This is a genomic window from Streptomyces sp. NPDC055243, from assembly GCF_044544025.1.
Lineage (GTDB): Bacteria > Actinomycetota > Actinomycetes > Streptomycetales > Streptomycetaceae > Streptomyces.
In genome coordinates this window covers 575,230-597,025 of record NZ_JBITWR010000003.1, presented here as the reverse complement: position 1 = coordinate 597,025, position 21,796 = coordinate 575,230, and the positions used below count along the sequence as shown (strand labels likewise).

Below are 21,796 nucleotides of genomic sequence, written 5' to 3'. Positions count from 1 at the left end.
CTGGGCAACGCGGCTCCTTGCGCCCGTGACTTCCGCTGGTCCTCGGGGTGGGCGTGCCGTTCCTGCTCTATCAGCAGGCGTACGAACTGGGCTGGGACGCGGCCGGGTCCGCGTACTGGGTGGTGGTGGCGGGGCTCGTGCTCTCCGCCCTGCTCATCATGCTGGAGTGCCTGTTCTCGCTGGACGCGACGGACCGCCCGGAGCGGCCGGGCCAGCCCTATCCGTCCGCCAGCGCCGTCATCGCCGCGTACCTGCCGAACGAGGCCGCGACCATCGTCGACACCGTCGAGTCGTTCCTGCGGCTCGACTACCCGGCCGAGCTGGAGATCGTCCTCGCGTACAACACCCCGCACCCGCTGCCGGTCGAGGACACCCTGCGCGAGATGGCCGCCCGCGATCCGCGCCTCGTGCTGCTTCCGGTGGCCGGGAGCACGTCCAAGGCGCAGAACATCAACGCGGCCGTGACGCGGGTGCGCGGCGAGTTCGTCGGCATCTTCGACGCCGACCACCACCCCGCGCCGAACGCCTTCCGGCACGCGTGGGACTGGCTGTCCAACGGCTACGACGTCGTCCAGGGCCACTGCGTGATCCGCAACGGCGACAGCTCGTGGGTCGCGCGGACCGTCGGCGTCGAGTTCGAGACGATCTACGCGGTCAGCCATCCCGGACGGACCCGGATGTACGGCTTCGGGGTCTTCGGCGGGTCGAACGGCTTCTGGCGCACGGATCTGCTCGCCAGGACCCGGATGCACGGCTCGATGCTCACCGAGGACATCGACTCCACGATGCGCGCCCTGAACGAAGGCGCGCGGATCGCCATGGACCGCACGCTCATCTCGCGCGAGCTCGCGCCCACGCTGCTGCGCCCGCTGTGGAACCAGCGCTCGCGCTGGGCGCAGGGCTGGCTCCAGGTCTCGCTGCGGCACCTGTGGGGCGCGCTGCGTTCGCCGGTGTACTCGCGCAGGCAGAAGACGGGCCTGCTCGTGCTGCTCGGCTGGCGCGAGGTCCAGCCGTGGCTGACGCTGCAGATCCTGCCGATCCTGATGCACGCGGCGTGGCGCGCGGGCGGCGCCGACCGCCTGGACTGGGCGGTGCCGGTCTGCCTGACGGCGGCGGCGTTCACCATGTCGGCCGGGGTGGTGCAGGCGGCCTTCGCGTGGCGGCTCGCGGTGCCCGAACTGCGCCGCCGCAAGGCGTGGTTCTGGCGCTACCTGCTCGTCTCCACGTTCTTCTACTCCCACTTCAAGAACATGGTGGCGCGGCAGGCGCATCTGAAGGAGGCGCTCGGCGACCGGCAGTGGCGGGTCACGCCGCGCGCCACCACGGAACCAGGGGCGGTCGCGGAGCCGGCGGTGCGGGCATGAGCGCGCTGACGACCGCCCGGCCGCTCGCCGACGCGTCGGAGCCCGCGCCCGCTCCGCCCGCCTCCCGTGGGCGCGCGCTCGAACTCCAGGGATACCGCGGTCTCGCCGCCCTGAGCACGGTCCTCTTCCACGTGTGGCAGGAGTACTGCACGTACGACGCGGCCGGTGCGCATCCGCCGGTCGACAGCCGGTGGCTGGGCGCGCTGGTCTCGCTCGAAGTGATCGACCTCTTCTTCGTGATGTCCGCGTACCTGCTCACGCTGTCGTACGCCCGCGCCGCCATCGACGGAGGCCCGATCCGTACGGGCAGGACGTTCCTCTTCCGGCGGGCGATCCGCATCCTGCCGCTGTACTTCCTCGCGGTGCTCGTCGTCTGGTCCTCCCGCAATCCGACGCTGCCGGGCGACTGGCGCGATCTGGTCGGGCACCTCACGTTCACGCACGTCTTCGACCGCGAGCGGATCTTCTACACCCTGGGTCCCACCTGGTCCCTCTCCCTGGAGGTCACCTTCTACCTGGCGCTCGTCGCGCTGGGGCCGCTCGCGGTGCGGGTGTGCCGGGGGCTCGGGACGCGGCGGGCGCGGGTCGCCGTGTGTCTGTCGGGGTGTGCGGCGCTCTTCGTGCTGCCGCTGGTGTGGATCTCTGTCGCGCACTACGTCGTCGGGGCGCCGCACACCGACTGGCCGGTGTACTTCGGGCCGCAGGCCCGCTTCGGGGGCTTCGCGGCGGGCATGGCGCTCGCGGTGCTGCTCGTGGCGCTCGGGGAGCGGGGCAAGCTGAGCGCGCGGGCGACGGTTCCGCTCGCGGTGGCGGCGCTCGCGGGGCTCTACGCCCTGTCGTACGTCTCCGAGGCGGAGAACGTCGCCCACACCTTCTACCACCCGATCGCGGCCCTGCTGTGGTTCACGCTGCTCTACGCCACGCTGCACGTCCGCCCGCGTGAACAGGTGCGCTGGCACGGCCTGTTGAGAGCGCGCTGGGTGACGGCGGTCGGGCTCATCAGCTACAGCGTCTACATCTGGCACGAGCCGGTCATGCTGCACCTCATCGAGTCGGGGCTCGTGCCGACCGGACAGGCGGGCTTTCCCGTCGCCGCCCTGATGGTCCTCGCGGTGGCGCTGGCGGTCGGGGCGGCGAGCTACTGGCTCGTGGAGTATCCGGCGGGCCTGCTCGGCAGGGCGAAGGACGCCAAGGGGGCGACGCGGGACTTCTATCCGGAACCCACGCGCTGACGCCGTCCGGTGCGTACGGCACGTGGCGTGCGCCGCACGCGGCGACGCCGCCTCCCGTGGGACGGGGGAGGCGGCGTCGCTGCGAGAGGTTCTGGGTGACGTCAGATCAGCCAGCCGAGGAAGTGGGCGAGACCGGCGACGACGTCAGTGATGATGTTCATGGTGGTGCTTCTCCTTGTGGGACTTTCTCAGGGTGTTCCAACTCCCGGCCCTCGTATGGGACATGGACCGGGAACGCGGCAACTACGGTCTGCAGCCCGTTGCTTGCGTTCCGTAATCATCGTCAATCACATGCGTCACATGCAATCCCTGGCGCGACGATCACCTGTTCCAGGGAACAACTGCTCCCCTGTTCGCATTTTCGAGATGCGGAGGCCCTGGCGCGGCGCGACGATGGGCGTATGGACGATGGGCCCATGAAGGCCGCCGACGTGTTTCCCGTGCGCCGCGTGTACGACCCGCCCGGCGAGGCGGACGGTGTGCGGGTCCTGGTCGACCGGCTCTGGCCGCGCGGCGTCTCCAAGGAGCGCGCCGCCGTCGACGCATGGCCCAAGGAGGTCACGCCCTCCAACGAGCTGCGGACCTGGTTCCACCAGCACCGCGACCAGTACGAGGAGTTCGGCCGCCGCTACCGCGCCGAGCTGGCGGGCCCGGAGCAGCAGGACGCCCTCCACCGCCTGCGCGAACTGGCGGACGCGGGGACGGTCACCCTGGTCACCGCCGTGAAGGACGTGGAGCACGGCCATCTGCCGACGCTGCGGGCCGAGTTGATGGAGGGGCGGGCCTGAGGGCGTCGGAGGGGCGCGTCTGAGGGGCGCGTCTGAGGGCGACGCGCGCCGGGGCCGTCAGCCCGTCCGGGCGAAGGAGCGGTGCGCCTTGACGAAGTGCTGCTCGCCCTTCGCCGCCTGCCCGGCGGGCGCGGAGACCCACAGGTCGTACATCTTGCCGCCCTCGTCCCAGCTCAGGTCGTACGTGCGGCGCGGTCCGCCGTCCCCGGAGCCGCCGTCCCAGGTGAACTCCCAGACGGCCGCGGGGTGGCCGTTGTGCGTGGTCTGCCGGACCGAGCCGTCGCGGTAGCCGGGGTAGTCCGAGGGACCGTCCTTGTGCGCCTGCCGCATCACCGCCACGGGGCCGTCCGGGTCCAGGGGCTGGGGGTGGACGCCGATGCGGAAGGCGTTGTCCGCCGAGTTGTAGTAGACGCGGGGCGGTTCGGCGGAGCGGGCGAAGCCGGTGGGCGTCACCATCTTGAAGCCGGTGGGGTCGGCGACCGTCCGGTAGCCCGCGGGTGCCGGGTCGGTGTCCGCCTCGCCGGCGCCGCCCGTCCCGGTCGGGGCGGGCCTGCCGGTGCCTTCGGCGGGGGAGGGCTTGGGAGCGGCGGGGCTCTTCTCGCCGTCCTTGTCGTTCTTGCCGTTCTTACCGGGGTTCTTCGGCTTGCCGGCGTTCTTGGACGGCGTCCTGCTCGGCTCCTTGGTCTCCTGCTTCTCGCGCACCTCGTCCGCGGCGCCGCCGCCCCGCGCCTCCGAGCCCGTACGGGAGTCGTCCCGCGTCAGGAGCCACGTGCCGGTGCCGCCCGCCGCGAGGGCGGCGACCAGGGCGGCGGCCAGGAGTGCCGTACGGATGCGGGGGCGCGCGGCCGGTGCGGCGGGGGCGGAGCCGAGCACGATCGCCTCGTCGGGCGGGGGCGGCTGTACGGGCCTGGGGGCCACCGGGGTGCGGGGCACGGTGGGCATCCGCTCCTCCACCAGGAAGCCGCGCAGCACCTGCTCGGCCTCGTCCGCGCCGAGCCGCCGCTCGGGGTCCCGCTCCAGCAGGCCGCGTACGACGGGGGCCAGCGGACCGGCGGAATCCGGGATTCTGATGTCGTCCATGACGACGGCGTGCAGGACCCCCGCCACCGAGTCGCGGTGGAACGGCGACTCGCCCTCGACGGCCGCGCAGAGCAGCACCCCGAGCGACCACAGATCGGACTCCGGGCCCGTGCGCTTGCCCGACATGCGCTCCGGGGCGGTGTACTCGGGCGAGCCGACGAACGCGCCCGTCTCCGTGAGCGTCGTCTGCCCGGCGACCTGCGCGATCCCGAAGTCGGAGAGCACCACGCGCTCCGTGCCCGCCTCCAGGAGTACGTTCGCGGGCTTGAGGTCACGGTGCAGCACCCCGGCCAGGTGCGCGGCGCGCAGCGCGGCGAGCAGGGCGAGGCCGATGCGGGCCGCCTCGGCGGGCGGGACCGGGCCCTCCAGGGCCATCCGGTCGGCGAGCGAGTGGCCGTCGATCAGCTCCATCACGAGCCAGGGCTGCGCGTCGTGCTGGACGACGTCGTGCAGGACCAGGATGCCGGGGTGCTTCACCTGCGCGACCGAGCGCGCCTCGCGCAGCGTGCGTTCGCGCCGGCCGGCGGCGTCGGCCGCCGACTGCCCCGCGTCGACGTGCAGCTCCTTCACCGCGACGGTGCGGCCCAGGAGGTCGTCCTGTGCCCGCCAGACCGTGCCCATGCCGCCGCGCCCGAGCGGCGTCGTGATGCGGTAGCGCCCCGCTATGAGATCCCCGTGACGTGCCATGGCCGCATCATACGAACTCACGTTGCACACAGGTCAGTTGGGCCGATCGGTGTCCATGGTGCGGAAGCGGCGTGACCGAGCGGTGAAGGGAAGTGAACGGCGCACATGCTGGGGGCAGGTGCCTCCGCGCGCCGGATACGAGGCGTGCCTGATCGCCTACTGTGGGTGACTCCAGCGGGTCGCGTCGGGAGCGGTCCGCACGGTGGAGGGGACATCAACATGATGCGACGACGCATGGCCGTGACCCTGGGGGCGCTCGCGGCGGCCGCGACCCTGACGATCGCGGTGCCGGGATCGGCGTACGCGGCGGAGGGGACCCTGATCGTGAACGGCGTCGAGTACGACGACCCGAGCGGCTGCTACCCCGTCGACTGGTTCCCGTCCTCGGTGACCAACCACACCGACGCCATCGCCGAGGTCCACTCCGGCCCCGGCTGCGGCGGCCCGGTCGAATGGCTGGTCCACCCCGGCGAGACGTACTACACGGAGACCGCCCGGAGCGTCTTCATCCTCTGACCACCTGCCGAGCCCTGCCAGAAAGTACGAGCCACCGGCGCCCCGTCCCCGCGGGGCGCCGGGTGCCGTGTGCCGACAGCCCCTCATCGCGGCTTTACGCGGCGGCCGATAGGGAGACCCCATGCCAACTCCCCAGCTCCCGCCCGTCCGTGGCCCCGAGGGCCCGATCCGCGCCACCGCCCCCGCCCCGGTGACGCGCCCCAGGGCGGTGCTCTTCGACTTCTCCGGGACGCTGTTCCAGATCCAGCCGTACGAGGACCGCATCCGCGCCGCGCTGCCGGACCCGGTGGACGGGCCCACGATGGACGCCATCCTCACCTCCCTGGAGGCGGGCCTCGCGGACCCCGCCGTCGTCGCGGCCCAGCACGCGCGCGATGTCTCGGCCGAGGCTCACCGCCGCGCGTTCACCACCTGGTACGCCTCCGCCCCGGCGCTCACCCCCTACGCCGGAGCTCTCTACGATCAACTCCGTTCCCCGGAGCACTGGTTGCCCTACGCGGACACCGGGCCCACGCTGGCCGAGCTCGACGCGCGCGGCATCGCGCTCGGGGTGGTCAGCGACGTCGGCTGGGATCTGCGGCCGACGTTCGCCCGGCACGGCCTCGACCGCTGGTTCGGCAGCTGGGTCCACTCGTACGAACACAACACGGAGAAGCCCGACCCGCGGCTCTTCGGCCACGCGTGCGCGGAGCTGGGCGTGGCCCCCGCGGACACCCTGATGGTCGGCGACCACCCCGCCAAGGACGGCGGGGCCGCGAGTGCGGGACTGCGGTCCTACGTGCTGCCGGGCGGGGCGGCGCCGGGGGCGGTGCGGGGGCTGCGGGCCGTGCTCCGGCTCGTCGAGGGGCCTCACTGATCGCGGCGTCGCACCGCTGCCACCGTGATCGCTGCCGCCGCCAGGGCCCACACGACGTAGACCGTCCCTCCAGGCGGGCGCCGCACGCCGGGTCATCGACACCCAACCCGCCGGTGCGCGCGAGGCGTTGACCGTCATCGAGGCCACCGGCAGGGAGACGCTGTCCGGCCTGCGCCGCATGCTCGGCGCCCTGCGCGAGGCGAACCGGGAACGGCGGAACAGGGGAGGCCGGAGAGGGGGGGGGAGGCGGAGAGGGCGGAGGTGTGTCTCGGTGCCGGACCCGGTCTCGCCGCCGTCGACCGCCTCGCTGAGACGACGCCCGCCGCCGGTGTCCGCGTCGACGTGCGGTGGCTCGGCGAACTCCGGCCGCTGCCAACGGAGATCGACGTGTCCGCGTACCGCATCATCCAGGAGGCGCTCACCAATGTCGTACGCCATGCGGGCACCGCATCGTGCAGCGTCTCCGTCGACTGCCGCGCCGACGAGCTGGCCATCGAGGTGATCGACGCCGGACGCGGCCACGGCAGCACCCCGGACGGCGGCTACGGCCTGATCGGCATGCGCGAACGGGTCGGCCTGCGGCGCGGCGAGTTCTCCGCCGCGCCACGCCCCGAGGGCGGCTTCCGGGTCGCGGCACGGCTGCCCGTCCCGGCGGGGGTCCGGTGAACGCGCGGAGCCACCCGGCGGCGGCCTCGGCACCCCCGGCGCCCTTCCGCGTCGTACTCGTCGACGGCCAGCCCCTCGTCCGCGCCGCCCTGCGCATGGTGATCACCGAGGCCCCCGACATCGAGGTCGCGGGCGAGGCGGGCACCGGAGCCGAAGCCGTCCGGCTCGCCGAGGAACTGCTGCCGGACGTCGTGGTGATGGACATCCGCATGCCTGGCATGGACGGCATCGAGGCCACCCGTCTGATCGTCGAAGGGCCGAGCCGGAACACCCACGTCACCGTCCTGACCACCTTCGACGACGACGATCACGTCTACGGCGCGCTGCGCGTCGGCGCGGCCGGGTTCCTGGTCAAGGACATGGCGCTCGACGACATCCTCGCCGCGATCCGCGTCGTCGCCGCCGGGGACGGGCTGATCGCACCGAGCGTCACACGCCGCCTGATCAAGGAGTTCGCGGCCCGTCCGAAGCCCAACTCCCGCCCCCGGAGCGGCATCTCGGGGATCACCGACCGCGAACGCGAGGTCCTGACCCTCGTCGTCGGCGGCCCCTCCAACACGGAGATCGCCGCCGAACTCTCCATCGGCGTCGCCACCGCCACGGCCTATCTGACCCGCCTGCTCGCCAAGCTGGACGCGCGCGACCGTGTGCAGCTGGTCATCCTGGCGTACGAGACGGGCCTGGTCGGGTCGCCCCGCTGACCTCCGCCGCACTCCTGCTGACCTGGGCAAGGGTCTTGTCGGGAGCACGTCGACAAGTTGTTAGCCTGCGGGGCGGATCATCGAACCCAGGAGGACCACGTGTCACCCGACCGCCCCACGATCGCCCTGGTCACCAGCAGGCCTCAGCTGGAGACCGGCCTCGACCGTGACCTCCCCGAGCTGGCACGCTCGCTCGGCGCGGCGGGCGCCGACATCGCCACCGTGTCCTGGGACGACCCGGAGGCGGACTGGGAACGGTTCGACCTCGTCGTCATCCGGTCCGCCTGGGACTACAGCGAGCGCGTCACCGAGTTCGTCGCCTGGGCGGGACGCGTCGCGCGGCTCACCGTCCTGGCCAATCCGGCGTCCGTGGTGCGCTGGAACACCGACAAGCGGTACCTGGAGGAGCTGGCGGGGGCAGGGGTGCCCGTCGTGCCGACCCGCTATCTGGCGCCGGACGACACGGTCGAGGTCCCGGACGACGGCGAGTTCGTCGTCAAGCCCACGTCCGGTGCGGGCGCACGCTACGCGGGCCGGTACGGGAAGGGCGAGCGCGAAGCCGCCGTACGGCACATCGAGCGGATGCACGGCGAAGGCCTGACCGCGATGGTGCAGCCGTACATGCCGCGCATCGACGAGACCGGCGAGCGCGCGCTCGTCTACGTCGGCGGACGGTTCCTGCATGCCATACAGAAGGGCGCGGTGCTCGCGCCGGGCACGGCGTACGACGACGAGAAGATGCCGCACCCCGACCTCCGCCCGTGGCAGCCGACCCCCGCCGAACTCGACGTCGCCGAGCGGGCGTTGGCCGCGGTGCCGGGGTCGCCCGAGCTGCTGTACGCGCGTGTCGACCTGGTCGACGTGGCGGATGACGAGGGGCCCTGCGTCATGGAGCTCGAACTCGTCGAGCCGAACCTCTTCCTCGATCTGCACCAGGCCTCGCTGGCAGCCGTGACGAAGGAGATCCTGACCGCCGCGAGTTAATCGGGTGGACGTGGCGAGCGAGGCGTGAATAGCCTGCCGCCATGTCCAGTCCCGAGTCCGACAGACTCCAGCCACCGGCCCGGCATGTCCGGTGGCTGAGCGGTTCTGCCGAAGCCGAGTGCTTCGCGGGAAGCCCCGCGCCCCTTACGGGGGCGCGCCACTGGACCCTTCGCCGGCGCGCGGACTGACGTCCCCCTTTTCCCGGCCGGCGGCCATGCGCCGCCCTGCGGAGCTTCCTCATGCCCTTTGCCCTTTACATCCTCGGACTCGCCGTCTTCGCGCAAGGCACCTCCGAGTTCATGCTCTCCGGTCTCGGCCCCGACATCGCCGCCGACCTGAACGTGTCCCTGTCCACCGCGGGCACCCTGACCTCGGCCTTCGCCGTGGGGATGGTCATCGGTGCGCCGGTGATGGCCGTCCTCAGCCGGAACTGGCCCCGCAGGACCGCGCTGCTCGCCTTCCTGGTCACCTTCCTGCTCGTCCACGTCGTCGGCGCGCTGACCACCAGCTTCGCCGTGCTGCTCGCGACCCGCGTCGTCGGTGCGCTCGCCAACGCCGGTTTCCTCGCGGTGGCCCTGGTCGCCGCCGCCGGCATGGTCGGGCCGAACGCCAAGGGGCGGGCCACCTCGGTGCTGCTCGGCGGCGTCACCCTCGCCTGCGTCGCGGGCGTGCCCGGCGGTGCGCTGCTCGGGCAGTTCTGGGGGTGGCGGTCCGCCTTCTGGGCGGTGGCCCTCGTCTCGGTGCCCGCCGTCCTCGCGATCCTGCGGTCCGTGCCCGCCGCAGCGCCCGGCACCGCGGGGTCCGACGCACGCGGGGAGCTGCGGTCGCTGCGCGCGCCGCGCCTCGTGGTGACGCTGCTGCTCGGGGCGCTGGTGAACGGCGCGACCTTCTGCACGTTCACCTACCTCTCACCCGTGATCACCGACGTCACCGGTTTCTCGCAGAGCTGGGTGCCCGCGCTGCTCGCGCTCTTCGGGGCGGGATCGTTCGTCGGGGTCACGGTCGCGGGGCGGTGCGCCGACGCACGGCCCGTTCCGTTCCTGCTCACGGGCGCGGTGGCGCTGCTCGCCGGATGGGTGCTCCTCGCGCTGACCGCCGGGCATCCGGTGGCGGCGGTCGTCCTCGTCCCCGTCCAGGGCGCGCTGTCCTTCGGCGTCGGCTCCGCACTGATCACCCAGGCGCTGTACGCGGCGACCGGCGCCCCCACGCTCGCGGGCGGCTTCGCCACGGCCGCCCTGAACGTGGGCGCGGCGGTCGGCCCCGTCGGCGGCGGCATCGCCCTCTCGGCGGGGCTCGGCCACCGCGCGCCGCTGTGGGTCAGCGCGCTGCTGGTGGCGTCGGCCCTCGTGGTGGGGGCGGTGGCCCTGGCCCGCAGGCGTCAGCCGCCGTCGGGGAACGAGAGCCGCTGGAGCAGCCCCCAGGTGAACTCCGCGACGCAGCGCCGCGGCTGACCCGCCCCGTCCGGCGCGGTGAAGGCGAGCCGCCAGCGCGTGGGCGCCGTGCCCTCCATCGGGCGGGCCGGGGTGAACGCGCGGGCGGCCTCGTCCACCGTGCACGACCAGGGGGTGAGGTCGTCCAGCGTGCCGAGCGCGGGCCCCGGGGCGCCGGGCGCGCGGATCAGCCACTCGTTCCACACCGCGCCGTTCGGTGCGCGCAGGACCTCGAAGCGCAGGCTCGGCCAGAGCGGCACCGGCCACAGCAGGGCCTCGCACTCCAGGTCGCCGATCCGCCGGGCCACGGTGGCCTCGGGGGCGCCGAGCACCGAGCGGTAGCGGGAGACCGCGCCGCGCGAACGGGCGGAGCGGCTCATCGCCTGCCAGCGGCGGTTGGCCTCGCGCATGTCGGCGATGGAGACGCCGAGTTCGTGGCGGGCCGCCTCCACCAGGTCCGGATTGTGGTCGGCCATGCGGCGCAACAGGACCAGCTGGAAGTCGAGAGGCGTGAAGGGGCCCGATGACCTGGGGCCGGGGCCGTGGGCGGAGCTAGCGGACATGGGCTCCATGGTCGCGCACCACGGCCGCTCCCGGGCGGCGCCCGCCGGGAAGGAAGAGCACCGAATTGACGTACCGGGGGCGGCGCGGTGTGAGCACCCTGCGCAGCAGCCCCTGCGACACGACGTACGACGTGTCGTTCTGGTGCGCCTCCAGGTCGAAGTCCGCGAGCGGCAGCCAGGTGTGGTGGGGCAGGACCCAGCCCTGGTAGCCGTGGTGCCCGGTGAGCAGCTCGATGATCGGCTTGATCGGCTGGATGCGGGACTCCAGCTCGATGAAGAGGGCGGGCCGGTCCCGGGTGAGCAGGTCGTGGGCGCCCTGGAGCACCGGGAGTTCGTTGCCGTCCACGTCGATCTTGATGAAGTCGACGTCGCGCAGGCCGAGCCCGTCCAGCGTGAGGCAGGGCACCTCGACCGCCTTGGCGTGGATGTCCCTGCGGATGAGCGAGGAGACCCCGCGCTCCCCGCGGTCGCCCTGCGGCAGCCAGAGCCGGGCCGTGCCGGGGCGGTCGGTGGCCGCCGCCTGGATCACCCGGACGTTGCGCGGCGTGGAGGACTCCAGGAGCCGGGCCAGGTGCGGCACGGGCTCCACGGTCACCACGCGGCGCGCACGCGAGGCAAGGCGGCGCGACCAGGGGCCGTACCAGCCGCCGACGTCCACCGCCGTGCCGCAGCCGCGCGGGCAGAGGTCGGCGAGGCGGGCGAGCTCCGGTTCGAAGCGGGGGTAGACGAGGCGGGCCAGGGCGCCGATGAGCCGGCCGGGCAGGTGCGGGGCGAGCCGGGCGGCCACGGTCTTGTGGGGCTTGGTGTCGGGCCTTTCGGGCCCCGTCACGGGGAGATCCGCTTCAGGAGCTGCTCGTGCTCGTCCTCCGATATCTGCTCCCCCGACGAGGGCAGGAGCTGCGGTATGCCGTCGACGATCGGATAGCGGCGGCGCAGCCGCGGGTTGTAGAGCACCTCCTGCGGTACGAGGGGTTCCGCGGGCTCCAGGAGGTGCAGCGGTCCCTTGTCCAGCGGGCAGGCAAGGATCTTCAGAAGCGGGTCTTCGGGGTTCATCAGCTGGTCAACTCCTTGGTCGGGGGCGTTGGTTGGGGCGGGGGCGCGTCATGCTTGGGCATGGCGAGGAGCACGGACACCGCGAGCGCCGTGCCCGCGATCCGCAGGGCGAGCCGCAGCGGTTCGTCGGGCAGCGGCTCGCCGAACGCCAGCGTCCCGAGTACCGCGGTGAACAGCGCGGTAACCGTTGTGCACACGGGGACGATGAGCGAGGCCCGGCAGCGCTGGAGCGCGGCCTGGGACATGATCAGGCCGAACGCGCCGGTGAACAGCAGGAGATAGGGATACGGGGAGCGCAGCAGGTCGAGAAAGGCGGAGCCGAGGTCGTCCGTGGTCAGGTAGCTGGACACGCCCTTGATGGCGAGCGAGCTGACCCCGTAGAGGAGGCCGACGGCGACCCCGTACTCGACGCCGGTCGTGGGCAGCCGGTGCCGGTGCTTCGCCCGGCGCTCGGCGGAGCCGTACAGCAGCACCCCCGCCGCGAGCGAGGGCAGGCAGACCATGAGGACGAGCGGCACCGGCGCGCTGCGGCTCACGGTGTCGGACTCCTCGCTCAGCGAGAGGACGACCATGAGCAGCGCGGCGAGGATCGCCCCGACGGCGTACCGCTCGCGCCCCGACGTCTGCTCCCCGAGCAGCACGGAGGAGAGCAGCAGCAGGAGCACGAGGCCGGAGACGAAGATGCCCTGCGCGGCGGCGATCGGCAGCGTCCGGTAGACGGCGAGCTGCGCGCCGAACCCGGCGGCGAGCGCGAGCGATCCGCCGATCCACAGCGGGCTGGAGATCACCTGCCGGAGCAGCCGCGCGGGGTTGCGCACGCTGACGGAGGGCATCGCGGTCAGGGCCCGCTTCTCCAGGACGAACCCGGTGCTGTAGAGGAGGTTCGCCAGCAGGGCCGCGGCCACACCCCACCACATGACGCTACGTCCTTCGGGCGTGCAGCAGCAGGATCGACGAGGCGCTGGGCACGGCGCAGGCGAGCCGGTCCAGGGCGCGCAGCGGACGCGGTACGCCGTGGAAGGGCGCACCGGCGACCCGCACCACGTCGAAGCCGGACGCGGCGACGAACTCCCGCAGCGCGCGGGCGGTGTAGAGCCGCAGATGTCCGACGACCTCGCTCCCCGGACGCCCGTGGATGCCGCGCAGGCTGACCTCGGAGAAGACGGGCTGCACCCCGGCGAGCAGGAGCCCGCGGTTGTACCAGGCGGCGAGGTTGGGCGTGGACAGCATGAGATGCCCGCCCGGCCTGAGCACTCTGCGCAGTTCGTCGAGGGCGCTGTCGGGGTCGACGAGATGCTCGATGACCTCGCTGAACAGGACGGCGTCGGCGGAACCGTCGGCGAACGGAAGCCCGCCGTCGGTGAGTTCACCGCGTACGACGTACGGCAGATGCGCGTGGGCCCGCTTGAGCGCGTCCTGGGACCAGTCGACGCCGACGACGCGGTGCCCCGCGAGGAACGGGGCGGCGGCCGCGGCGGCGGTGCCGTCGCCGCAGCCGATGTCGAGGACGACGCAGGTGCGGGCGGTGGCGGGGCCGAGTGCGTCGGCGAGCATCCGGGCCTGGCGGAGGCTGCGGGCGTCGCCGGACGCGACGGGGACGGAGGGGTCCTCGTAGAAGTCCCGCAGGTCGCGGGGTGCCGTGCTGGTGCTGGTGCTCGTCATGGTGTCGTCCCCTCCTCCGTGTGCTCCGTGGCGTGGAGGTAGTGCTCGAAGAGGTCGCGCAGGTGGGCCCCGTCGCCGCTGCTGAGCAGGGTCTTCGACCACCGCAGGGCGACGTGCAGCCGGCCCGCGGTGGACGCCGTGGTCACGGTCAGGCCGCGGGGCAGCCGTGCGGGCGCGGAGAACCAGACGGCGTGCGCGCGTCCGGCGTCACCGAAGTCGAGGGAGTACGGAACCCGCCCGATGTTGCTGAGCAGCGTGGTGGAGGTCCAGGGCGCGGCTGCTCTGCGCAGGCCGCGCGTGACGGCGGCCCTGAGGGTGACGGGCAGGACGGGCGAGGTCAGGAGGGCGGCGCCGCGGCCGAGTTGGGGCCGGGGGAGCGCCTTGAGGGCGCGGGTGCGGTCGGCGGTGCGGCGCAGCAGCGCGCCGATGTCCTCCGGGCCCCAGTCCTCGGAGGTCAACTCGGCTGCGGTGAACGGCACTTCGACGAGCCGGGTGCCGTTCCCGATGGGCATCTCCATGCTGCGGGGCCGGTCGTCGACGGGCATGGTGATCCGGAAGGGCTTCGGCCGGGCCCCGTGCTCCCGGTTCCAGTGCGCGATCATCAGCGCGGTCGCCACCATGAGCTGATCGTTCACGGTGAACGGTGCCCCCTTGGGCCGCCGCGGCACCGGGAACTCGGCGACGAGCATGCCGTTGCCGGGCGAGGGCTCGGGGGTGCCGCGCGAGACGCGGGCGGGGGGAGCCCAGCTGCCGGGCGCGTCGTCGACCGGCTCCGCGCTCTCGGGCGCGGAGGCCGAGGGCGTACGCAGCGGGGGCGCGGCGGGGGAGTTGTCCTGTCCGCCGTACAGCTCGGCGGCGGTGGCGAGGACACGGAGGCAGGCGGGGCCGTCGAGGGCGGTGTGGTTGATGGTGAGGAAGAGGACGCTGCCGCTGCCGGCGGGGCGCCCTGAGCTGGATGGGGTGACGCCCGCGTCGGGGGCGCCGGCCCCCGACGCGGACGGGCTGTCGGCCGCCCCGGAACTGCCGGGCCCGGCGAGACCGGCCGCGCGGCTCGCGCCGCCCGCTCCGGCCGTGCCGCCCGCCCCTGCCGTGCCGCTCGTCCCTGTCGAGCCGCCCGCTCCGGCCGCGTCGCCCGAGGCGGTGGTGCTCGCCGCGTCGCCCGCATGCGCCGCACCGCCCGTGCCCACCGCCCCGCCTGCCCCGGCACCCTCGCCGGAAGCGATCACCTCCAGGCGGATCGGTGGGGAAGCCGTCAGGGGCGGGGCCTCGGAGAGGGAGCGGGTACGGGCCTTCTTCAGGGCGTCCCGTTCCGGGGTCGGGAAGGTGACCACCTCCACGTCGGGCCCCGCCGTCAGCTCCCACTCGTAACGGCGGCGGTACCAGGGCCCCCGCGCCTCCCGCATCAGGATGCGCGGGTGGCGGCGCAGGGCCTCGTCGAACGCGGCCTTCAGGCGGGCCGGGTCCGGTGTGCCGGGCAGGTGCACCTCGATGTGCACCGTCTCCGGCTCCTCCTCCTGGAGGCAGTGCCGGGAGACTTCGTCGACGACGGGGAACGGCACACGCCGCGGGGGCCGCTCGGGCCCGTCCGCGTGGCGTGCCGGCTGATCGAGTGCGGTCATCGGTCCGTGTCCTCCCCGGGGGCGGACGGCGCCGCGGCTCCCGCGAGCCCGTCCGTCGTCCTTGCCCTGCGCCGCCTGAAGCGCGTGGTCCGCGTGCTGCCCGGCGGCGTCGGTTCCGGCTGGGCGGAAGCGGGGCCCCTGGCGGAGATGGTCGAGCTGGTGGCCGCCTGCGGAGTGCCGTCGGCATCCGCACCATCCGCACCAGGACCGCTCTCCCCACGCTTCCGGCGCGGCAGCGGCGTCGTCCCCAGATCCCGGTCGGGACCCGGCGCGGGCGTACTGCCGCTCACCGGAGAAGGCGCAACCGGTGTCACCGGCGGAGCCGCGGGCGGCTGGTGCGAAGGCGGCTGGTGCGAAGGCGGCGGCCCCCATGCGGCGGCCTCGCCCCCTCCACCCGTGTCCCCGGATCCCGCCGGCGCAACCGTGGCGCTGCCCCGCACACTCACCAGCGCGGCGAACAGCGCGATGAGCGCCAGGAGTTGGGCCGCGGGGCTGAAGGCACCCGCGTCCGACGTGGTCGGCTCACCGGCTCCCGTCGCCGCCACGATCCCCGCCCCGGCCATCGCCACGAAGGCGAGCGGGACGAGCAGCGCGTGTCGGCGCCACGCGAGCAGCGCGAGCGCGGGCACGAGCAGGGCGAACCAGCCCGCGATCACCACGGCCACCAGCGTCAGCGCGACCGTGCCCAGGATCAGACCGGGCGCGGGCGGCGCCACGTCGGGCCCGTCCGGGTTCGGGTCGCGGCGCCGGATCAGGACCAGGGCGATCAGGGCGAGGACGCCGACACCGCCGCCGATCAGGCCGATCTCGTAGATCCGCGAGGGCTCGTAGCTCAGCTTGACGGTGCCGCCCTCGCCCTTGGGGACCAGGAAGCCCTGCTGCCAGCCGTCGAGCCGTACGGACGACAGCTCCTTGCCGTTGAGCGTGGCCTTCCAGCCGTCGTTGATGTTCTCGTACGTCGAGAGGTAGGAGGCCGAGCCCGCGCCCACCGACACCTCGCGGCGGTCGCCGAGCCAGTCCTTGATGTCGAGGGAGCGGGACTCCTTGTCGATGGTGCCCGGCGTCCCCTGCGTCAGCGAGACGTCCATGAGGGTGAGCGGGCCCGCGTCCCCGGCCTCGACGGTGTGTTCGCCGGAGCCGAGCGTCAGGGCCGTGTTCTCCGAACCCCGCGAGCAGAGCGTCACCTCGATGGGCCGCCGCTCGATCAGGTCCCGTACCGAACCCTTCGCGCTCGTGGCGTGCAGCTTGCCGTCGACGGCGAGGTCCGGGCCCTCGCCGCAGGCGAGTTCGAAGGTCTTCGACGCCTTGGGCTGCTTCGTCCGGTACTGGTCCAGGGCCGGGACGTAGACCTCGGTGAGGCCCACCGGCAGCTGCAGATTGTCGTCCGCCACCGGGTTGTGGACCGCCAGCGGCGCGGTCTCGGTGACCTTGATCGTCAGCTCGTCCGTGGTGATCGGTGAGAACCGCGCGTTGCCGTTCTCGTCGACGCCGACGATCGCCGCGCCGTCCGGCGAGCTGATCTCGACCTTCTCGGGGCGTGTCGAGAGTCCGCCCGCCGCGGGCAGGACGATCTCGCCGATCGGCTGCTTGCCCTTCCACTTCAGGTGGACCACGGGACTGTCACCGGCGATCCAGGCCGTCGTCAGGTCGCCGTCCGTGAGGTTGCGCGGCGACAGGCTGCCGCCGAGCTTCGACGTGGAGTCGGCGCTCGCGACGATCTGGTCCTTCTGCTCCGGTGCCACCTTGTAGAGCAGCTTGTCCAGCTCGGACCCCGGCAGGGCGACCGCGCTGGCCCGCACCTCGAACTCGGCCTCGGCCGGGGTCGAGAAGCGGCGGTGCAGTCCCGCCTCGGCGTTCACCGGCGCCAGCGCGCCCGGGTCCGACGCACGGTGCATCGAGTACGTCGTGGCATCGGCGCCCGCGGCGGCCTCGCGGCCGGCGTCGGCCCCGGTGTCCTTGGGCAGCTGAAGCAGCTTCGTCACGCGCACACCCGGGACGGTGATCTCCGAGAACCCGGCACCCGTCAGACCCTCGGAGCCGATCTGCGCGTCCAGGATGGTGACCTTGAGCCAGCTCGACTCACCGGCGGGCGCCTTGATGCTCTGGCGCATGCCGTTGGGCTGGAGCGAACTCGTCCGGCTGCCCTGCTCCGTCTCCACCCGAACCCGGGTGGGCGCGGCCCGCACGCCCTCCTGCGGCAGCGGGATGACCCGGATCGAGGACGGGATCGACTCCTTGGACCGGAACTCGGCCTTGATCCAGGCGCCCTTGGGCTTGCCCGGACTGCCCTCGGCCCACGCCGTGCTGGGGTTCCCGTCGAACGCGTTCACGGGGTCGTACTGCGGCAGGTGGAAGAGCCAGCTGCCGTAGCTCGACGCCGTCACGGACTTCGCGCCGCGCAGCACCGCCGTCGTCTGGTGCGCGATCCCCGTGGTGGGCAGGATCTGATGCGGCTTCTTGCCCGGTTCCTGCAGGGCGTCGCTCGCGTTGCGTTCGCCCGGCGTGTACGTGTAGGAGGTGTTGGAGCTGACCAGGCCGAAGCGCGTGTCGGCGCGGCGCAGGCCGTCACCGACCGCCTGCAGGCCGGGGGTTCCGACGCCCGGGTGGTTGTCGCCCGTCAGGACGGAGGGGCGGTCGCGCATCGCCGGGTCGGCGGACAGCTGGAGCAGCGACTCGGGGCCACCGCTCACCACGGCCGTGTTGGAGACCGGCTTGATCCCGGCCTGGCCGGGACGCTCGGCGCCCGCTCCCGGGGCGTAGATCTCCACCGCGCGCTCGCGCGGGTAGAGGCCCTCGACCTGGAGGGGAGTGTCCTCGGGGATGGTCCCGCCGGTCTCCTTGGGACCGAAGCCGGTGACGCGGTCGAAGCCCGACTCCTCCAGGGTCCGCTTCACGGTCGAGGTCGGCACGTTCCCGATCTGGTCGGGGTCGAGGTCATTGCGTACGACGACGTAGTACAGGCCCGCACGGGTCAGGTAGTCGCGCAGGCCGGGGACCGCGCCGCCCGTCGCCAGCGCCTGCTCGACCGCGTCCATCGCGCGCCGGTTGCCGGGCGTGCCGAACGGGACGTAGTCCCGCTGCGCCCAGCGCGACTCGGCGAGCACGTCCAGGGGCTGGTCGATGGGCGAGCCCCAGGTGTAGATGCCGTGCGCGGTGGCGGGCACCACGAGGGCGCGGGAGTCGGGGGAGTACTTCTCCAGCCAGTCGGCCGTGGCCTCCCAGTAGTTCGGCAGCTTCTGGAAGGAGCCGGGCTGGAGGATCGAGCCGTTCAGGTAGGGGAAGGCGAGACCGGGCAGCACGAGCACGGCGGCGATCAGCGGGGCGAACTTGCGCCCCCGCACCGGCCGCGCCCCGCGCGCTTGCGCGGCCACCCCGACGAGGTGCATCAGGCCGAAGACCAGCGCGAGCGCGAGGCCCGTCTGGAACTTGTAGATGTTGCGGAAGGGGACGAGCCCGCCGTTCAGCCACGACTGCACGGTGTCGTGGAAGGGGGCGCCGAACGAGCCGCCGTACCCGGCGAGCGTGACGAGCACGACCGAGAGGACGGTCAGGACGAGCCAGCGCCGCTCGGGCAGATCGCGCCGCGCGAGCCCGGCGAGGCCGAGGGCGGCGGCGAACGCGGAGCAGACCACGACGACCACGGATGTCGCGACCGACCACCCCGCGGGCAGCCAGGCCTCGCCGAAGTGCAGGTACGCGACCCAGTTGCCGGCGCCGCGCAGTGTCTCGGTGGCCGACATCGTGCCGGTCGTGGTGGCCGAGTTCTCCACGTACGGAAGGAAGTTCTCGCCGTAGATGCCGAGCATCAGCAGCGGCACGACCCACCAGGCGGTGGCGAGGATGACGCCCGGCACCCACCAGGTGATCAGCTTCCGCTTGCGCGGGCCGTTCGGTCGCGACAGGAGGTACAGGCCCACCGGCAGCAGGGACGCCAGCGTCGCCGCCGCGTTCACACCGCCCATGAAGGGGATGAAGAGCGCGGAGCGCAGGGCCGCCGACCGCGCGCTGATGCGGTCGTCGGTCAGCGGGAGCAGCACCCACGGCAGCAGGGCGCCGGGCAGCGCGGCCGCCGACGTCGATCCGACGACGACGGTGAACGTCGGCCACAGGGCGTACGCCACCGCGCCGAGCAGCCGGCTGGAGCTGCTGCCGATCCGCAGCCGCTCCGCGAGCCGCAGCGCGCCCCAGAAGGCGGTGGCCACGATCAGCGAGAGCCAGAGCCGCTCCGCGAACCACACGGGGAGCTGGACCAGGTCCGCGAGGCCGTAGAACGGCAGCATCGGCCAGGTATAGCCGACGTACTGGTCCTGGATGCCGCCGAAGCCGCCCCGGTCGTGCCAGAGCTGGCCCAGGTCGGAGAGGAACTGCCAGGGGTCGACGGCGACCCCCAGCTTGGTGTCGAACGTCATCCGCCCCGGCTTCACGGCGAGGAAGAGGACGAACACCACGGCCCAGAAACCCAGCAGCCAGCGCTTGGAGCGCGGGCCTCTGCCGGGTTCGGGGGCGTCAGCCGTGGGCCGGACTGCCGCCGGGGGTGGGGCCTGCACCGTGGTCATGGACACCGCCTGAGGATGAGAAGGAGATTCCAGGTGGCGAACTCGCGTACACCCGGCACTTTGGTGATGCCACTGGCCAGGAAGGGCCAGTAGCGGGACCGTGCGGACACGACGGTCACGTCGTTCCTCGCCCGCACCTGGCGCAGGGTCGGGCCGACGTGGTGAGCGAAGAGGTTCTCGCCGAGCGTGTGTTTGGCTGCCTTGCCGGTACGTCGTTCATAGCGGGCCCGCGCGCGGGCTCCGCCCAGGTAGTGCCAGGGCGCCCACTCGTGGCCGCCCCAGGGTGAGTACCAGTTGGTGAAGGAGACGTAGATCAGACCGCCGGGCTTCGTCACCCGCACCATCTCGCTGAGGAACGTCTGGGGGTCGTCCACGTGCTCGAGGACGTTGGAGGAGAAGGTGACGTCGGCGACGCCGTCCCCCAGGGGGAGGAGGTAGCCGTCGGCGACGACGGAGCCCTCCGGCGGTTTGGCGCCCAGTTCGGCCGGGTCCGGCTCGAAGAGGAAACTCTGCGCGCCGCGCCGCCGGAACTCCTCGGTGAAGTAACCGCCGCCGCCGCCGACATCGACGACGACGCGGTCCCTGACCGGCCCGTAGGCCTCGACCTGGTCGGCGGCGTCACGGGCGAGCAGGGTGTAACACCGCTCGGGCTCTTGCTGTTCGCGCATGAAGGCCCGGAAGAGGGTGACGGAACGGCGCAGGGACGGGTCCTTCACACGGACCCCTGAGGTGTCTGGTGGGTGGTCTGGTGCGTGACGATCGCCTCGTTGGCCACCGCCTGGAACTCGCGCACGGAATTGGCCCACCGGAAGCTGGTGGCCCGCTCACCGGCGGCCTTGCCGAAGGACCTGCGGCGCTCGGCGCTCAGCGCCAGGGTGCACCAGGCGGCGGCGAAGGAACTCTCGCCCCGGGCGAGCAGCCCCGTGACGCCGTCCTCGATGGAGTCGCGTACGCCCGGTACGTCGAAGCCGATCGCCGGGGTCGAGCGGGTCGCCGCCTCGGTGATGACCAGGCCCCAGCCCTCCACGGCGGAGGGGTGAAGCAGCATCCACGCCTCGCAGAGCAGCCGGTGCTTCTCGGCCTCGGAGACGTGGCCCTTGAACTCCACGCCGGGTCCTGCGAGCTGTTCGAGGCGGGCCCGCTCCGGGCCGTCGCCCACGATCACCAGGCGTCCTCCGGTGACGGGTCTGACGCGCTCCCAGAGCCGCAGCAGCAGGTCGATGCGCTTGTACTCGACGAGCCGTCCCATCGCCAGGAACAGCGGCTCGTCCGAGCGGGGATGGAGCGGACCCGGCTCCTCGACCCCGTTGTGGACTATTCGTATTCGCTCACGCTCGACGCCTATCGCGCGTAGCGCGGTGGCCGTCGACGGCGAGACGGCCACCAGGAGATTGCCGCGCTGGGCGCCGGAGAGCGACCAGTGCTCGAGTCTTCGGCCGAGCCGGGCCGCGGGAGCGAGCGCGCCCTGGAAGCGCATCGCCCACAGATCGGTGTGGACGTGGTTGACCAGGCACAGCGTGGGCCCGCGGTGCCACAGCGGCGCCAGGTACGGCATGCCGTTGCAGACCTCGACCAGCAGGTCGCAGTCGCCGACCTGCCGGGTGAAGGCGGAGCGCGAGCGCAGGTAGTGCCCGAGGTCACCGCCCGCCGACACGACGCGGTAGTCGCGGAAGGCGGCCGGACCCCCGCACAGGAGGGTGACCTGGTGGCCGAGTTTGCTGAGGCCGTCGGCCAGCCGGTCGACGAGCAGTTCGGATCCGCCCGCGGCCGGATTTCCGAGGTCGCGCCGGGCGAGGAAAACGATCCGGCGCGGCTGCGGGGGAGGTGCCGGAAGCCGTTGCGCGACCCGCGGTGTGGCGGTGCGCAGCGGGGAAGGCACGTGCTGGGGCATGCGTGCTCCAACTCGTCAGGGTGCGGAACCGTGAGGGTGCTGTGGGGCGTAGAGGGGGGTGCACCGTTCGGGGTCGCTTGCGGAGGTGCTGTGCTCGGACTGTGCGAGGGCGGTGCGGGGACTGTGTTTGGGGTGGGGTGGTTAGTTT

At 73.0% G+C, this 21,796-nt stretch carries 18 protein-coding genes and 1 pseudogene; 9 read left to right on the top strand and 10 right to left on the bottom strand.

Annotation, left to right across the window (positions count from 1 at the left end; genetic code table 11):
* Positions 1 to 53 precede the first annotated feature (53 nt).
* The 3 genes from ACIGXX_RS12515 (at position 54) to ACIGXX_RS12505 (ending at position 3,384) form a co-directional block, all read left to right on the top strand.
* A complete protein-coding gene (locus ACIGXX_RS12515) occupies positions 54 to 1,364 on the top strand; it encodes a glycosyltransferase family 2 protein (RefSeq protein WP_399975113.1) in 1,311 nt (436 codons plus the stop codon).
* Positions 1,361 to 2,596, top strand: a complete 1,236-nt coding sequence (locus tag ACIGXX_RS12510) for an acyltransferase family protein (protein WP_399975110.1) — start codon at positions 1,361 to 1,363, stop codon at positions 2,594 to 2,596. Before ACIGXX_RS12515 ends, ACIGXX_RS12510 begins: the two co-directional genes overlap by 4 nt.
* Before the next feature lie 401 nt (positions 2,597 to 2,997).
* Positions 2,998 to 3,384, top strand: coding sequence for a DUF488 domain-containing protein (locus ACIGXX_RS12505; protein WP_399975107.1), 387 nt, complete (start codon positions 2,998 to 3,000; stop codon positions 3,382 to 3,384).
* A 57-nt stretch (positions 3,385 to 3,441) separates the two neighbouring features.
* Here ACIGXX_RS12505 and ACIGXX_RS12500 read toward each other — a convergent pair whose 3' ends face one another.
* Positions 3,442 to 5,151 (bottom strand): serine/threonine-protein kinase, encoded by a 1,710-nt coding sequence (locus ACIGXX_RS12500; RefSeq protein WP_399975104.1) that lies wholly within the window; start codon positions 5,149 to 5,151, stop codon positions 3,442 to 3,444.
* A gap of 219 nt (positions 5,152 to 5,370) precedes the next feature.
* Between ACIGXX_RS12500 and ACIGXX_RS12495 the strand changes: the two genes are divergently transcribed.
* From ACIGXX_RS12495 to ACIGXX_RS12470, 6 genes and pseudogenes are all read left to right on the top strand, one after another.
* Positions 5,371 to 5,667 carry a hypothetical protein gene (locus tag ACIGXX_RS12495; protein WP_399975101.1) on the top strand — a complete coding sequence of 99 codons (297 nt, stop codon included), beginning with the start codon at positions 5,371 to 5,373 and terminating at the stop codon, positions 5,665 to 5,667.
* 121 nt (positions 5,668 to 5,788) lie between these two features.
* The gene (locus ACIGXX_RS12490) at positions 5,789 to 6,523 is read left to right on the top strand and encodes an HAD-IA family hydrolase (RefSeq protein WP_366462059.1); all 735 of its coding nucleotides are present in this window, start codon (positions 5,789 to 5,791) and stop codon (positions 6,521 to 6,523) included.
* Positions 6,524 to 6,587: 64 nt separating this feature from the next.
* Positions 6,588 to 7,189: pseudogene (locus tag ACIGXX_RS12485) on the top strand (sensor histidine kinase); the annotation flags it as partial.
* Entirely contained in the window at positions 7,186 to 7,890 is a 705-nt protein-coding gene (locus ACIGXX_RS12480) for a response regulator (protein ID WP_399975098.1), read from the top strand. The pseudogene ACIGXX_RS12485 and the gene ACIGXX_RS12480, both read left to right, overlap by 4 nt.
* A gap of 99 nt (positions 7,891 to 7,989) precedes the next feature.
* Positions 7,990 to 8,874, top strand: coding sequence for a RimK family alpha-L-glutamate ligase (locus ACIGXX_RS12475; protein WP_399975095.1), 885 nt, complete (start codon positions 7,990 to 7,992; stop codon positions 8,872 to 8,874).
* A 239-nt stretch (positions 8,875 to 9,113) separates the two neighbouring features.
* Entirely contained in the window at positions 9,114 to 10,325 is a 1,212-nt protein-coding gene (locus ACIGXX_RS12470; RefSeq protein ID WP_399975092.1) for a Cmx/CmrA family chloramphenicol efflux MFS transporter, read from the top strand.
* On the opposite strand, the gene ACIGXX_RS12465 is transcribed toward ACIGXX_RS12470, so the two are convergent.
* Genes ACIGXX_RS12465 through ACIGXX_RS12425 form a run of 9 tightly spaced genes read right to left on the bottom strand, consistent with a single transcriptional unit; the run spans position 10,253 to position 21,648 of the window.
* On the bottom strand, positions 10,253 to 10,876 hold the full coding sequence (locus tag ACIGXX_RS12465) for a hypothetical protein (RefSeq protein WP_399975089.1): 624 nt from the start codon (positions 10,874 to 10,876) through the stop codon (positions 10,253 to 10,255). The two genes, ACIGXX_RS12470 and ACIGXX_RS12465, sit on opposite strands and share 73 nt — an antisense overlap.
* Complete coding sequence (locus tag ACIGXX_RS12460) at positions 10,857 to 11,696, bottom strand: FkbM family methyltransferase (protein WP_351160122.1); 840 nt, start codon at positions 11,694 to 11,696, stop codon at positions 10,857 to 10,859. The genes ACIGXX_RS12465 and ACIGXX_RS12460 overlap by 20 nt, the downstream gene beginning before the upstream one ends.
* Positions 11,693 to 11,920, bottom strand: coding sequence for a Trm112 family protein (locus tag ACIGXX_RS12455; protein ID WP_351160119.1), 228 nt, complete (start codon positions 11,918 to 11,920; stop codon positions 11,693 to 11,695). Before ACIGXX_RS12455 ends, ACIGXX_RS12460 begins: the two co-directional genes overlap by 4 nt.
* Positions 11,920 to 12,825 (bottom strand): hypothetical protein, encoded by a 906-nt coding sequence (locus ACIGXX_RS12450; RefSeq protein WP_351160703.1) that lies wholly within the window; start codon positions 12,823 to 12,825, stop codon positions 11,920 to 11,922. The genes ACIGXX_RS12455 and ACIGXX_RS12450 overlap by 1 nt, the downstream gene beginning before the upstream one ends.
* Positions 12,826 to 12,841: 16 nt before the next feature.
* The gene (locus ACIGXX_RS12445) at positions 12,842 to 13,582 is read right to left on the bottom strand and encodes a class I SAM-dependent methyltransferase (protein WP_383818719.1); all 741 of its coding nucleotides are present in this window, start codon (positions 13,580 to 13,582) and stop codon (positions 12,842 to 12,844) included.
* On the bottom strand, positions 13,579 to 15,201 hold the full coding sequence (locus ACIGXX_RS12440) for a condensation protein (protein ID WP_399975084.1): 1,623 nt from the start codon (positions 15,199 to 15,201) through the stop codon (positions 13,579 to 13,581). The genes ACIGXX_RS12445 and ACIGXX_RS12440 overlap by 4 nt, the downstream gene beginning before the upstream one ends.
* Positions 15,198 to 19,757: an alpha-(1->3)-arabinofuranosyltransferase family protein gene (locus ACIGXX_RS12435; RefSeq protein ID WP_399975081.1), complete on the bottom strand. Its 4,560-nt coding sequence runs from the start codon at positions 19,755 to 19,757 to the stop codon at positions 15,198 to 15,200. Before ACIGXX_RS12435 ends, ACIGXX_RS12440 begins: the two co-directional genes overlap by 4 nt.
* The gene (locus tag ACIGXX_RS12430; RefSeq protein ID WP_351160110.1) at positions 19,754 to 20,473 is read right to left on the bottom strand and encodes a class I SAM-dependent methyltransferase; all 720 of its coding nucleotides are present in this window, start codon (positions 20,471 to 20,473) and stop codon (positions 19,754 to 19,756) included. Before ACIGXX_RS12430 ends, ACIGXX_RS12435 begins: the two co-directional genes overlap by 4 nt.
* Positions 20,470 to 21,648, bottom strand: a complete 1,179-nt coding sequence (locus tag ACIGXX_RS12425) for a glycosyltransferase family 4 protein (RefSeq protein ID WP_351160107.1) — start codon at positions 21,646 to 21,648, stop codon at positions 20,470 to 20,472. The genes ACIGXX_RS12430 and ACIGXX_RS12425 overlap by 4 nt, the downstream gene beginning before the upstream one ends.
* Between the last annotated feature and the right edge of the window lie 148 nt (positions 21,649 to 21,796).

Coding starts and splice junctions, on each gene's coding strand:
- ACIGXX_RS12510 (WP_399975110.1), top strand. CDS start 1,361: ATGAGCGCGCTGACGACCGCCCGGCCGCTCGCCGACGCGTCGGAGCCC.
- ACIGXX_RS12505 (WP_399975107.1), top strand. CDS start 2,998: ATGGACGATGGGCCCATGAAGGCCGCCGACGTGTTTCCCGTGCGCCGC.
- ACIGXX_RS12500 (WP_399975104.1), bottom strand. CDS start 5,151: ATGGCACGTCACGGGGATCTCATAGCGGGGCGCTACCGCATCACGACG.
- ACIGXX_RS12495 (WP_399975101.1), top strand. CDS start 5,371: ATGATGCGACGACGCATGGCCGTGACCCTGGGGGCGCTCGCGGCGGCC.
- ACIGXX_RS12490 (WP_366462059.1), top strand. CDS start 5,789: ATGCCAACTCCCCAGCTCCCGCCCGTCCGTGGCCCCGAGGGCCCGATC.
- ACIGXX_RS12470 (WP_399975092.1), top strand. CDS start 9,114: ATGCCCTTTGCCCTTTACATCCTCGGACTCGCCGTCTTCGCGCAAGGC.
- ACIGXX_RS12465 (WP_399975089.1), bottom strand. CDS start 10,876: ATGGAGCCCATGTCCGCTAGCTCCGCCCACGGCCCCGGCCCCAGGTCA.
- ACIGXX_RS12455 (WP_351160119.1), bottom strand. CDS start 11,920: ATGAACCCCGAAGACCCGCTTCTGAAGATCCTTGCCTGCCCGCTGGAC.
- ACIGXX_RS12445 (WP_383818719.1), bottom strand. CDS start 13,582: ATGACGAGCACCAGCACCAGCACGGCACCCCGCGACCTGCGGGACTTC.
- ACIGXX_RS12440 (WP_399975084.1), bottom strand. CDS start 15,201: ATGACCGCACTCGATCAGCCGGCACGCCACGCGGACGGGCCCGAGCGG.
- ACIGXX_RS12435 (WP_399975081.1), bottom strand. CDS start 19,757: ATGACCACGGTGCAGGCCCCACCCCCGGCGGCAGTCCGGCCCACGGCT.
- ACIGXX_RS12425 (WP_351160107.1), bottom strand. CDS start 21,648: ATGCCCCAGCACGTGCCTTCCCCGCTGCGCACCGCCACACCGCGGGTC.